The sequence below is a fragment of the Kitasatospora sp. NPDC059577 genome, assembly GCF_042735475.1.
In the GTDB taxonomy this organism is placed as follows: domain Bacteria; phylum Actinomycetota; class Actinomycetes; order Streptomycetales; family Streptomycetaceae; genus Kitasatospora.
Genome location: NZ_JBHWBZ010000043.1, coordinates 13,275 through 27,001, shown reverse-complemented (window position 1 = coordinate 27,001; position 13,727 = coordinate 13,275). Strand labels below are relative to the sequence as shown.

General features: G+C 75.0%; 3 protein-coding genes. All 3 read right to left on the bottom strand.

Features of this window, described 5'->3' with window-relative positions; translation table 11 throughout:
• Positions 1 to 797, bottom strand: a 797-nt coding sequence (locus ACFV0O_RS27730; RefSeq protein WP_380346325.1) for a taurine catabolism dioxygenase TauD, incomplete at its 3' end; no start/stop codon positions are given.
• Between the two features lie 144 nt (positions 798 to 941).
• Positions 942 to 7,373, bottom strand: a complete 6,432-nt coding sequence (locus tag ACFV0O_RS27725; protein ID WP_380346323.1) for an amino acid adenylation domain-containing protein — start codon at positions 7,371 to 7,373, stop codon at positions 942 to 944.
• The gene (locus ACFV0O_RS27720) at positions 7,370 to 13,690 is read right to left on the bottom strand and encodes an amino acid adenylation domain-containing protein (RefSeq protein WP_380346321.1); all 6,321 of its coding nucleotides are present in this window, start codon (positions 13,688 to 13,690) and stop codon (positions 7,370 to 7,372) included. The genes ACFV0O_RS27725 and ACFV0O_RS27720 overlap by 4 nt, the downstream gene beginning before the upstream one ends.
• Positions 13,691 to 13,727 lie beyond the last annotated feature (37 nt).

The window sequence follows — 13,727 nt, the reverse complement described above, 5'->3', positions numbered from 1 at the left end:
CCCGGCGGGGCGCTGCGCTGGTCGGGGGTGGGGCCGGCGCCGACCCGCGCGGGGGGGGGGGGGGGGTCGGGGGCCAGCGGGGGGGGGTGGGGGAGCGCGGGGGGGCCGGGGTCCGAGGTCTCCAGCTGCCGGATGTGCTCGGTGTCCGGGAGGATGTGGTACCGGTCCTGGGAGAGCACCTCCCGGGTGCGGTCGTCGAGTTCGACGTCCCGGACGGAGGCGACGATGGTCGGCACCGCGTCGGCGTTGCGCAGGCCGAGCAGGATCAGGTAGTCGCAGCGGTTGGGGTGGAAGCCGTCCTCGGTGTGGAACTCCAGGAGGGCCTCGCTGCCGTAGCCGCTCTGCCGGTCCTCGTCGCCGCGGATCGGCAGCACGTTCTGGATGATGCTGCCCTCCTGGAGGGTGGCCCAGCCGAAGGGCTCGCCCAGGGCCAGGCCGACCAGCGCGAGCATGGCCTCCTGGGTGCGGGCCGATTCCAGCGCGATGGCGTCGCGCCAGTGCCCGGGGGTCGGGCCGAGTTCGACGTCGTCCACCGGGATCCCGTGCACCAGGCAGGCGGCGGCGGGCTCGCGGCGGCGGAAGTCGGCCAGGAAGGCCTGCAGGCCGACCGGCAGCATCCGGTCGAACTGCCAGGCGCGGTCGTAGAACTGCTCGTCCAGCGGGTTGCCGCAGTCGTCGGCGATCTTGTGTGCGGCGAGGGCCAGTTCGGCGGCCTCGTCCGCGCTCAGGGTGTACTCGGCCAGCCGGCCCCGGAACGGGGTCGGAGCGCTGGCAGTGGACGGTTGGTGACGGGTCATCGGGCGTTCCCTTGCTGTTCTCCGACCGGTTCGGCCGGGTGGGCGGACGGATGGTCCTGTGCCGCCTGCCCGGGGCAGGCGGCGGGGCGGTGTCACGGGCGGAGGGCCGAGCAGGGTCCCGGCTGGCTCCGCCGCCCGGGTCGGTCAGTCCTCTTGGGCGAACTTGGCGATGAACTCGTCGAGTTCGTCCTGGTCAAGGTCGACGAGCGGCTCCTCGGCCTCCTCGTCGGCGCTCTGCGGCGTCGACTCGGTGACCACGGCGGCCAGTTCGGCGACGGACTTGTGGGTGAAGACGTCCCGCGGGGAGATCTCCAGCCCGGCCTCGCGCGCCGCGGTGACCAGCTTGATCGACATGATCGAGTCGCCGCCGAGCGCGAAGAAGCTGTCGTCGATGCCGATCCGCTCGACCTGGAGCACGTCGACGAACAGCTGCCGCAGCAGTTCCTCGCGCGGGGTGCGCGGCGCCCGGCTGCCCTCGGCCGCGGCGAAGCGGGGGGCGGGCAGCGCGGCCCGGTCCAGCTTGCCGTGCGGCGTGGTGGGCAGCTCGGGGATCTCGACCACGGCGGCCGGCACCATGTACTCCGGCAGGTGGGCGGCGACCCGCTCGCGCAGCGCGGCGGGGTCGGTGCCGTCCGGCCCGGCCGGGACCACGTAGGCGACCAGCTGTCGCGAACCGGGGGTGTCCTCGCGCAGCTGCACGGTGGCGTGCCGCACGCCCGGGTCGGCGGCCAGCACGGCCTCGATCTCGCCCGGTTCGATCCGGAAGCCGCGCAGCTTCACCTGGTCGTCGGCGCGGCGCACGTAGTCCAGCCGGCCGTCCGGCAGCCAGCGGGCGATGTCGCCGGTGCGGTACATCCGGTCGCCCGGCGCGCCGAACGGGTCGGCGACGTAGCGGCTCGCGGTGAGGTCGGGCCGGTGCAGGTAGCCGCGGGCCAGGCCGGCGCCGGAGATGTACACCTCGCCGGGCACACCGGCCGGCAGCGGGCGCAGGCAGTGGTCCAGGACCCGGATCCGGGCGCCGACCACCGGGACGCCGATCGACACGGCGACGCCGGGCTCCAGCGGTCCGCCGACGGTCGCGATGATCGTCGTCTCGGTCGGGCCGTAGATGTTCAGCATCCGCCGGCCCGGGGCCCAGCGGGCCACCAGTTCGGGCGGCAGGACCTCGCCGCCGGTGACGAGGGTGATCCCCTCCGGGAGGCTGCCGTCGGCCATCGCTGCCAGCGAGGACGGCGGGATGGTCAGGGTCTGCACGCCGGTGCGGGCCACCCAGTCGGCCAGCGGCTGCCCGGGCAGCATCTCGTCGTAACTGCCGACGACCACGCAAGAACCGCTCAGCAGCGCGGTGTTGAGCTCGCCCATGGCGCCGTCGAAGCTGGGCGAGGCGAACCACAGCACCTTGCGGCCGGGGCCGAGGTCCAGGTGGCGCCGCTGGGTGGCGAGGAAGCTCGCCAGGCCGGCGTGGGTGACCAGGACGCCCTTGGGGCGGCCGGTGGAGCCCGAGGTGAAGATGATGTACGCGCCGCAGGTGGGCAGCAGCGGGCGGCCGCGCTCGGCGTCGGTGACCGCACCGGACGGGGTGTCCGCCGGGGCGGTCAGCCGGTCCGTGGTCACCACCCGGTCGCGCAGCTCCGCCGGGATCCCGTCCACGGCGTCGGGCGCGGCCAGGATCAGGTCCGGCCGGGCGTCGGTGAGCATGAACCCGATCCGGTCCGCCGGGTAGTCGGTGTCCACCGGCATGTGGACGGAGCCGCTCTTCCAGATCGCCAGGATGGTGGTGACCAGTTCGGCGGTGCGGGGCAGGAGGACCGCGACGATGCGCTCCGGGCCGGCCCCGTGCGAGAGCAGGACGCGCGCCAGCCGGTCGGACCGGGCGTCGAGTTCGGCGTAGCTCAGCTCCTCGGTGCCGGTCAGCACGGCGGGTGCCCCGGGGTGCTCGGCGACCCGCTCGGCGAACAGCGCCGGGATGGTGGCCGCGGGCGCGGCGGGGGCGGTCGCCGCCCACCGTTCCAGGACGGCCTCCCGGGTCGGCGCGGCCAGCAGTTCCAGCGCGGCGAGCCGGGTCCCCGGCGCCTCGGCGAAGGTCTCCAGCACCCGCAGCACCGAGGCCAGCAGGTCGCCCGCCTCGGCCTCGCCGTACAGGTCGGTGCGGTAGTGGAGCTTGACGTCCAGTTGCTCGCCCGGGCGCACCAGCAGTCGCAGCGGGTAGTGGGCGGAGCCGGGGACGGACGGCTCGCGCAGTCCGATGCCCAGGCCGGGGACGGGCTCGCGCACCTCGGCGTGGTCGATGCCGGCGTTCTCGAAGCCGACGATGGTGTCGAAGAGTTCGCCGAGCCCGACCGCCCGCTGGATCTCGGGCAGCCCGAGGTGGTGGTGGGCGATCAGCTCGGACTGCTCGGTCTGCATCCGGACCAGGGCGGCGGACAGCGGCTCCGCCGGGTCGAGCACGGCCCGGAACGGCACGGTGTTCATGACCAGGCCGATCGCGTCCTCGATGCCGGGCAGCTCGGGGGAGCGCCCGGACACCGAGGCGCCGAAGACGACGTCGCCCCGGCCGGTCAGCCGCTCCAGGGCGATCGCCCAGGCGCCGTTCAGCAGGGTGTTCACGGTGATCCCGGCGGCCCGGGCCGCGGCGGTGATCCGGGCCGAGGATCCGGCGTCCAGGACCGCGTGGGCGGTGCCCTGCGCGGCGAGCACCGACAGGTCGGCGTGCGGGGCGACCAGCGTGGGCTCGTCCAGGCCCGCGAGGGCCCCGGCCCAGGCCCGCTCGGCCGCCGCGCCGTCCCGGCCGGCCAGCCAGGCGAGCACCCGGCGGAACGGCACCGGCTCGGGCAGCCCCTCGGCGGAGCCGCCGGCGGCGTACGCGGTGAACAGCTCGCGGTAGAACAGCGGCACCGACCAGCCGTCCAGCAGGATGTGGTGGTCCGTCACGACCAGGACGTGGCGGTCCCCGGCGAGCCGGACCAGCAGCGCCCGCAGCAGCGGGGCGGAGCCGATCGGGAACGGCCGGTCGTGCTCCTCGGCCACCAGTTCCCCGACCCGGCGGTCCTGTTCCGCGGGGGCCAGGGCGGCGAGGTCGACCTCCCGCCAGGGCACCTCGACCCGCTCGGGGATCACCTGCACGGCCCGGCCGGAGCGCAGCCGCGCGAAGCGGGCGCGCAGGTTGGCGTGCCGGCCGAGGACCGTGTCGAAGGCGGCGCGCAGGACGGCGGGCGCCACCTCCCCGTCCAGGTCGAAGACCTGCTGGGTGACGTACGGGTCGACCCGGTCGGGCGCGAGCAGGGCGTGGAAGCTCATGCCCTGCTGGAGCGAGGTCAGCGGCCACACCTCGACGGCGTCGGGATGGGCGGCGTCGACCTCGGCGCGTTCCTCGGCGGTCAGCTCCGGCAGCGGGCCGTCGGCCGGCGGTTCGGCACCGGTGTCCCCGGCGTCGGCGGCCCGGGCGGCGGCGGCCAGGGCGGCCACCGTGCGGTGCAGGAAGACGTCCCGGGGGCTCAGCGCGAGCCCGGCCCGGCGGGCCAGCGCGGAGAGCCGCATGGACAGCAGCGAGTCGCCGCCCAGGTTGAAGAAGTTGTCGTGGATGCCGATCCGCTCGACCCGCAGCACCTCGGCGAACAGGCCGTGGAGCAGTTCCTCCTGCTCGTCGCGCGGCTCGCCGCCCGCGCCGTCGCCCTCGAAGCCGACGGCGGGCAGCGCCGCCTTGTCCACCTTGCCGTTGACGGTCGTCGGCAGCTCGTCCAGGACGACCACGGCGCTCGGCACCATGTAGCCGGGCAGCACCTCGGCGGCCCGGGCCCGCAGCGCCCGCCCGTCCGCGGTGGCGCCGGGCGCGGCGACCACGTAGGCGACCAGCACCGGGGAGCCGGGGCGGTCCTCGCGGGCCACCGCGACGGCGTGCCGCACCTCGGGCGCGGCGGCCAGCACGGCCTCGATCTCGCCCGGTTCGACCCGGAAGCCGCGGATCTTGATCTGGTCGTCGGTGCGGCCGAGGAAGACCAGGGTGCCGTCGTCGTCGCGCTGGGCGCGGTCGCCGGTGCGGTACATCCGGGTGCCCGGCGCGCCGAACGGGTCGGCGACGAAGCGCTCGGCGGTGAGCACCCGCTGCCCGAGGTAGCCGCGGGCGAGGCCGGCGCCGGCCAGGTACAGCTCGCCGGTCACGCCCGGCGGGACGGGCCGCAGCGCGTCGTCCAGCAGGTGCGCCCGCAGGTTGTCGGCGGGGCCGCCGATCACCGGGTGCTCGTGCGCCGCGAAGCGGGCGTACATCGGGTCGACGGTGCACTCGGCGGGCCCGTAGAGGTTGTACGCGGACAGGCCCCGGGTGTCGCGCAGCCGCCGCCACAGCGGCTCGTCGACGGCCTCGCCGCCGAGCGCGAGGACGCGGACCGTACGGCCCTCGTCGAGCAGTCCCTCGGCGATCAGCTGGCGGGCGAAGCTCGGCGTGGTGTCCAGCACCTCGATGCCGTGCCGGGTGACGTGGTCGAGCAGGGCGTGCGGGTCGGCCCGCAGCTCCTCCTCGATCATGTGCAGCTCGTGGCCGCCGACCATCCACAGCAGCTGGCTCCACGAGGCGTCGAACACCAGGGAGTTGGTCAGCGCGGCGCGCAGCGGACGGCCGGCCGCCGCCTGCTCCGGCTCGAACAGGTGGTTGCGGTGGCTGTGGAACATGTTGGCCAGCGACCGGTGTTCGATCGCGACGCCCTTGGGGCGGCCGGTGGAGCCGGAGGTGTAGACGGCGTAGGCCAGGTGGTCCGGGCGCAGCGGGGCGAGCCGGTCGGCGTCGGTGAGGACGGCGCCGTTCTCCTCCCGGGGGAGTTCGTCCGGCAGCACCCGCTCGGTGCCGCCGGGCAGCCGGGCGGCGGCCGCGGCGGTGGTGACGACGAGGTGCGGGCGCAGTTCGCCGAAGACGGCGGCGATCCGCTCGACGGGCTGTTCCAGGTCGACCGGGACGTACACCGCACCGGACTTGAGGATCGCCAGCAGGGCGACGACGGCCCCGGCGGTGCGCGGCAGGGCCATCACCACGGGCCGTTCGGGGGCGGCGCCGCGGGCGACCAGCTGCCGGGCGAGCCGGTTGGCGGCGGTGTCGAGTTCGGCGAAGGTCAGCTTCTCGGCGCCGCAGCTGACGGCGGGCGCGTCCGGGGTGCGGGCGGCCTGGGCCTCGAACAGGTCGACCAGGGTGCCGGGCGGTGTGGCGACGGGGGCCGGGGCGGCGGCCCGGTCGATGCGGCGGCGTTCCTCGGCGGTGAGCAGCGGAAGCCGGCCGACCGGGGTGTCCGGCCGGTCGACGGCGTGCCCGACGAGCAGGGCGAGGCGTTCCAGCAGGGCCTCGGCCCGCTCCTGCGGGTACAGGTCGGGGCGGTGGTTGAGCTCGAAGACGGTGGTGGGGCCGGGGAAGACGGCGAGGCTGAGCGGGTAGTGGGTGCCTTCCGGGACCTCGTCGACGGCCTCACCGGCAAGGGCGAGGCGCAGACCGGCAACTTCGACGCCGCGGGCGGAGGCCGGCAGCGGGAAGTTCTCGAAGGCGAGGGTGGTGTCGAACAGGCTGTCGTGGCCGCTGATCCGGTGGATGTCGGCGAGGCCGAGCCAGGAGTGCTCGCCGAGTTCGGACTGCTCGTCCTGGATGCGGTCGAGCAGAGCGCCGAACGGCTCGGTGGGGTCGATCCGGACCCGGGCCGGGACGGTGTTGATCAGCAGGCCGACGACCCGGTCCACGCCGGGAACGGCGGCCGGGCGGTCGGCGACGGTGCAGCCGAAGACCACGTCGTCGCTGCCGGTCATCAGGGCGAGCAGCAGCGACCAGGCGCCCTGGATCACGGTGTTGACGGTGAGGTTGCGGCTGCGGGCGGCCTCGGCCAGCGCGCGGGAGCGTTCCTCGTCGAGTTCCAGGCGGATCCGGCGCTGGGAGACGCCGCCGGCGGCCGGTTCGGCGCCGCGGCCGAGCAGGGTCGGGCCCTCCAGGCCGGCCAGTGCCTTGCCCCAGGCGGCCTCGGTGGCGCCGCGGTTGCGGGCGCCCAGCCAGCCGAGGTAGTCGCCGACGGAGACCGCCGGGTCCAGGGCGGTGGCGTCGCCGCCGTGGTGGAGGATCCGGAACAGGTCCTCGACGACCACCGGCATCGACCAGCCGTCCATCAGGATGTGGTGGTTGGTCAGCACGAGGACGTGCCGGTCGGCGGCCAGGGCGACCAGGGTGAAGCGCAGCAGTGGCGGCTGGGTCATCTCGAAGCGGCGGTGGCGCTCCTCGGTGAGCACCTCCCGGAGCCGGGCCTGCTGTCCGGCCGGGTCGAGGCCGGTGAGGTCGGTCTCGGTCCACGGCAGTTCCACCTGGGACGCCACGGCCTGGAACGGCTCGCCCGAGCGGCGCTGCAGGAACCCGACGCGCAGGGCGGGGTGGCGGGCCACGACCAGTTCGCAGGCACGGCGCAGCGCGGCCCGGTCGAGCGGTCCGGTCAGCTCGATCGGGAGCTGCATGTTGTAGTGGTCGACGCCCTCCTGTCCGCCGTCGTACAGGGCGTGGAAGAGCATGCCCTCCTGCAGCGGCGTCAACGGCCAGATCGCGTCGAACGAGGTCGGCTTCATTTCCCACTTCTCCAGTGCGCTTCGAGTTCGGCGAGCTCGTCGGCGTCGAGTTCGATCCGGGGCGCCGCCGGCGGGGCGACGGCGGCCTCGGGCTCGGTCTCGGTGGCGACTTCCGCCAGAGCCGCCACGGTGCGGTGACGGAACACGTCCCGTGGGGTGAGGGACAGGCCTGCGATCCGGGCCCGGCCGGCCAGCCGGGTGGAGGCGATGGAGTCGCCGCCCAGGTCGAAGAAGTTGTCGTCGATGCCCACCTGCTGTCCGTCGAGCACCTCGGTGAAGAGGCGGCAGAGCAGGCGCTCGCGGTCGGTGCGCGGCTCGCGCCGCTCCCGTCGGCCCGCCTGCGGGGCGGGCAGGGCGGCCCGGTCGAGCTTGCCGTTGGGGGTGAGCGGCAGGGCGGCGAGCGACACGATCGCGGACGGGACCATGTACTCGGGCAGTTGCTCCGCGACCTGCTTGCGGGCGGTGTCCAGGTCGGGCACCGCGCCGGGCCGGGGCACGGCGTACGAGACGATGCGCGGGCTGCCGGGGACGTCCTCGCGGACGACCGTGGCGACCTGCCGGATGCCGTCCACCGCGGACAGTGCCGAGTCGATCTCGCCGAGTTCGATCCGGTGGCCGCGGATCTTCACCTGGTGGTCGGCGCGGTCGAGGTAGCGCACCGCGCCGTCGGGGCGGCGCACGCCGAGGTCGCCGGTGCGGTACATCCGGGTGCCGGGCCGGCCGAAGGGGTCGGGGACGAACCGTTCGGCGGTCAGCAGGGGACGGCGGGTGTAGCCGTCGGTCACGCCGGTGCCGGCGATGTAGATCTCGCCGGGCAGGCCGGCCGGGACCGGGCGCAGGGCTCCGTCCAGCAGGTACACCCGCAGGTTGTCGGCGGGGCTGCCGACCGGGACGTCGGCGGTTCCGGTCTCCGACCCGGCCTGCCAGGTGGTGGTGTAGACGGAGACCTCGGTCGGGCCGTACAGGTTGTGCAGGCCGGCGTCGGTGGCCGTGCGGAAACGTTCCACCAGACCGGCGGTCATCTTCTCGCCGCCGCAGAACACCTGGCGCAGGCTGTCGCACCCGGCGGCGCCGGGCTCCAGCAGGAACAGCTCCAGGGTGGACGGCACGAACTGCGCGGTGTGGATCCGCTCGGTGCGGATCAGCTCCGGCAGGTAGCCGGGGTGCTGGTCGGCCTCCGGCAGCGCGACCACCATCGTCGCGCCGACGTGCAGGGTCCAGAAGATCTCCCACACCGACGGGTCGAAGCTGATCGAGGTGCGCTGCAGCACCCGGTCGCCGGGCGCCAGCGGGAAGCGCCGCTGCATCCAGCGCAGGTAGTTCACGATGCCGCGGTGGGCGACCACGATGCCCTTGGGGCGGCCGGTGGACCCGGACGTGAAGATCACGTACGAGGTGTGCACCGGGTCGACCGCGCGGTCCGGCGCCGGGCCCGCGCTCTCCCGCGCCGACAGCTCGGCGAAGCTCCGCCCGTCCAGGGTGAGCGCCGGACGGGCGTCCTCGGTCATCGCCCGCACCCGCTCCGGCGGATACTCCGGGTCCAGCGGGAGGTAGGCGGCGCCGGTGCGCAGCACCGCGAGCAGCGCCACGACCAGGTCCACCCCGCGCGGCAGGGCCACCGCGACCACGTCGCCCGGGCCGATCCCGTCGGCGGCCATGGCCGCGGCCAACCGGCCGGAGAGCGCGTGGAGTTCGGCGTAGCTGACCCGGCGCTCGCCGTACACCACGGCCTCGGCGTCCGGGGTGCGGCGGGCCTGCGCGGTGAACAGCCCGTGCAGGGTGCCCTCCTCGTGCGCCACGGCGGTCTCGTTGCACGCCCCGACCAGCTCCCGGCGCTCCTCGGCGTCGACCAACTCGACACGCCCGAAAGGAAGTCCGGGCTGCGCGACGAAGGCCCGCAGGTACCGCTCCAGCCGCTCCAGCAGTGCCTGCGCCTGCTCGGCGGTGTACAGGTCGTCGCGGTAGGTCAGCTCCAGCCGCAGCTGCGGGCCGGGGTGGACGATCAGGCTGAGCGGGTAGTGGGTGACGCCCGTGCGGTCGGACTCCGCGACCGCGATCTCCAGCCCCGGCAGGGTGCGGCGGATCGCCTCGCGGTCGGCCGGCGCGTTCTCGAACACCATGGTGGTGTCGAAGAGTTCACCGAGGCCGAGGCCGCGCTGGATGTCGGCCAGGCCCAGGTGGTGGTGCGCGCCGAGCCCGGCCTGCTCGGCCTGGACCTCGGTGAGCAGCTCGGACAGCGTCCGCTCGGCGGAGAGCCGGACCCGCACCGGGACGGTGTTCATCACCAGGCCGACCAGGTCCTGCATCCCGGCCAGCTGCGGCGGCCGGGCGGAGACCGAGGCGCCGAAGACCACGTCGTCCCGGCCGGTCAGCTGCCCGAGCAGCGCCGCCCAGGCGCCCTGGAAGACGGTGTTCACCGTCAGGCCGGCCGTACGGGCGCTGCGGCCCAGGTCCGCGGAGAGCTTCCCGGACAGCGACCGGCGGATCAGCGCGGGCATCTCGGTGGTCAGCGGCGCCCCCGGGGCGACCAGGCAGGGCTGCTCGATCCCGGCCAGCGCGCGCTTCCAGGCGTCCGCGGCAGGCCCCTTCGGCTGGCGGTCCTGCCAGCGCAGGTAGGCCGCGAAGGAGACCTTCCCGGACGGCTCGGAGACCTCGGAGTAGCCCGCGAACAGGTCCTTCAGCATGATCCCGACGGACCAGCCGTCGAACAGCACGTGGTGGCTGGTGAAGACCAGCAGGTGCCGGTCGTCGGCGGTGCTGATCACGGCGAACCGCAGCAGCGGCGGCTTCGCCAGGTCGAAGCGGGTCGCCTTGTCGGCGGCCAGCAGTTCGGCGGTGCGCGCCTCCTGCGCGTCGGAGCCGAGGGCGCGCAGGTCGTGCTCGGCCCAGGGCACCGCCACCGCGGCGGGGATGGTCTGCCGGGCCTCGCCCAGGCCGTCCAGCTCGAAGTGGGCGCGCAGCGCGTCGTGCCGGGCGACCAGCGCGTCGCAGGCGGCGTGCAGCCGGTCGAGCGCGACCTCGCCGGTCAGCTCGAACACCATCTGGCCGATGTACGGGTCGGCGCCGGTGTCGTCCGCGTACAGCGAGTGGAACAGCATGCCCTGCTGCAGCGGGGTCAGCGGCAGCCCCTCGGCCGGGCCGCCGGCGTCGGTCAGCAGCGACCGGTCGAGGTCCGCGGCGCGGCCGCCGTCGGCGACCGCGGCCATGGTGGCGGCGGTGCGGTAGGTCAGGACGTCCTGCGGGGTGAGCGCGAGCCCGGAGTTGACCGCCCGTGCGGCGAGCTGGACGGCGGTGATGGAGTCGCCGCCCAGGTCGAAGAAGCTGTCGTCGATGCCGATCTCGTCCGCGCCGAGCACCTCGTGCAGCAGCTCGCACATGACGGTCTCGGTCCGGGTGCGCGGCGGCCGGCGGGTGGCGCCGCCGCGGATGTCGGGCTCGGGCAGCGCGTCCCGGTCGATCTTGTTGTTGGAGGTGAGCGGGAAGGCGTCCAGGGCGACGACGGCGGCGGGCACCATGTGCTCCGGCAGCGTCCGGCCGACCCAGGCGCGCAGTTCGGCGGGCTCCACCCCGGCGTCGGGCGCGGGCACCACGTAGGCGACCAGTCGGCGCGCACTGCCCTGCGCGGCGCGGGCCACCACGGCGGCCCGGGCGACCGAGGGGTGCGCGGTGAGTCTGGACTCGACCTCCCCGAGCTCGACCCGGAAGCCGCGGATCTTCACCTGGTGGTCGCTGCGGCCGACGAAGTGCAGCTTGCCGTCCGGCCCCCAGGAGCCGTTGTCGCCGGTGCGGTACATCCGGCTGCCGGGCGGGCCCCACGGGTCCGCGACGAAGCGCTGCGAGGTCAGGTCGGGCCGGCGGTGGTAGCCGACCGAGACGCCGGGGCCGGCCAGATGGATCTCGCCGGTCACGCCGGGCGGCACCGGGCGCAGCAGCGCGTCCAGGACGTACACCCGGGCGTTGTGCAGCGGGGAGCCGATCGACGGGGTGCCGGGGCCGGTCAGCGGGCCGGTCATGGTGGTGAACACGGTGCTCTCGGTGGCGCCGTACACGTTGTGCAGCCGGTGCGCGCCGCCCCAGCGGCGGACCAGCTCGGCCGGCAGCGCCTCCGCGCCGACCGCGATGATCAGGTCGTCCGGCAGCGAGCCGGGCGGGAAGGCCGCCAGCACCGACGGCACGGTGCCCACGCAGCTGACCCGGTGCTCGGCGATGAAGTCGGCCAGCTGCGGGCCGGGCATCAGCCTCGGCGGGGCGATCACCGCGCAGCCGCCGCTCATCAGCCAGACCGACAACTCCCACATCGACGGGTCGAAGCTGGGCGAGCTGATCATCAGCACCCGCTCGCCCTCGCGCAGCGCCAGCACGCCGGGCTGGGACTCGGCGAAGTCGGCCAGGCCGGTGTGCGGCACCAGCACGCCCTTGGGGCGGCCGGTGGAGCCCGAGGTGTAGATCATGTACGCGATGTCGGCCGGGGTCGGCGCGGTCGGCGGCGCCGGCTCGGCGGGGTCTGCGGCGTCCAGCGCGGCGGCCACCGCGGCGTCGTCGAGGTGCACCGCGGCCAGGCCGTCGCGGGCCGGGAGCCCGTCGGCGTGCCGGGTGATCATCAGGTCGGGCCGGGCGTCGGACAGCATCCCGTCCACCCGGTCCGCCGGGTAGCCGGGGTCCACCGGGAAGTAGACGGCGCCGGCCTTCATCACCGCGAGCAGCGCCACCAGGTTGTCCAGGCCGCGCGGCAGGGCGACGGCGACGAAGCCGCCGCGGTGCACCCCGCGCTCCACCAGCATCCGGGCCAGCCGGTTCACCCGGGCGTCGAGTTCGCGGTAGGTGAGGGTCCGGCCCTCGAACTCCACCGCGTCGGCGTCCGGGGTGCGCGCCGCCGAGCGCTCGAACAGCTGCGGCAGGGTGACCCGCTCGGTCGGCCACTCGGTGTCGTTGAAGTCGTTCACCACCCGGTCCTGCTCGACCGCCGTCGCCAGCTGGAGGCGGGCCAGCGGGGTGTCCGGGTCGGCCTCGGCCAGGCGGTGCAGGAAGGCCAGCAGCCGGACGGTGTGGGCGTCCAGGTCGGCCTGGTCGTAGCGGGCCTCGTTGCCCTCCAGGCGGACGTGCTGCCCGCCGGCCGGATCGGGGAACAGGGTGAGGACCAGGTCGGGGACCTGCCCGGCGTTGAGGCCGGTCACCGTGGCGGGGAAGCCGGCCAGCTCGGTGCGGTCGCCGGTGGGCACCAGGTTGAGCGCCGCGTGGAACAGCCGGTCGCCCGCGTCGCGCATGCCCAGCTCGCGCCGGATGTGCTCGTGCGGGAAGCGCTGGTGGGTGAGCAGTTCGCCGAGCCGCGCGGAGGTGTGGTCGATCAGCTCACCCACCGTCATCCCCGGGTCCAGCCGGACGCGCAGCGGCAGTTCGTTGGCGAGCATGCCCGGGGTGCTGCGGGCCGCGTCGGTGCGCCGGACGGTGGCGGTCAGCCCCAGCACCAGGTCCTGGTGGCCGCTCAGGCCGCTGAGGTAGGCGGCGACGCCGGCCGCGACCACGGCCGTCCAGTCGGTGCGCCGGCGCCGGCCGAGCTTGCGCAGGGCGGTCGCGTACGTCGAGGTCAGCAGGGTCTGGGCGCGCAGCACGTCGCCCACCCAGTCGGCGGCGCGGGCGGCCACGGTGACCGGCTCGGGCCGGTCGGCCATCCGCTCCAGCCAGTACGCACGGTCCGCCCCGTACTGCTCCGAGGCCAGGTACGCGGCCTCCTCCACGGGCAGCAGCAGGGACGACGGCAGCGGGCGGCCGCCGGGCTCCTCGCCGGCGACCATCGCCTTGTAGAGCGCGTTGATCCGCTCGGTGAGGATGGCCAGGCCCTGGATGTCGGTCAGCACGTGGTGGTAGCTGCTGTACCAGAACCAGTGCCCGGGACCGAGCCTGAGCAGCACGTCCTCGCCCACCGGCCCGTGCCGCAGGTCGTACGTGGTGCTCATCCGGTCGGCGATCCACCGGTGGGCGGCCAGCTCCGGGTCGGCCCGGTCGGCGAGGTCGACGACGTCCCAGCCGGCGTTCGAGCGGCCCAGGTACTCCTGGTACGGGCCGTCCGCGTCCTCGCCCAGCCGCACCTCGAAGACCTGGCTCTCGGCGTGCGCCTGCCGGATCGCGCGGTGCCACAGCTCCGGGTCGAGCGGGCCGCGGATCTCGAAGCGGCGCACCAGGTTGAACCGCGGCGAGTCCGGCGCGAACTGCTGGGCGAGCCACAGCGCCCGGCCGGCGGCGGTCAGCGGCGTCCGGTCCCCGGCCCGGCGGACCGACGGGTGCGGACCGGATCCTTCTTGATCGCTTGCCCGGTACACACCTGGCTCCTCTCCGCGGCGGTCGGCCGGCGGCCCG

What these genes read in the sequence shown, in the direction of transcription:
- ACFV0O_RS27725 (WP_380346323.1), bottom strand. Translation starts at nt 7,373, where the DNA reads ATGAAGCCGACCTCGTTCGACGCGATCTGGCCGTTGACGCCGCTGCAG.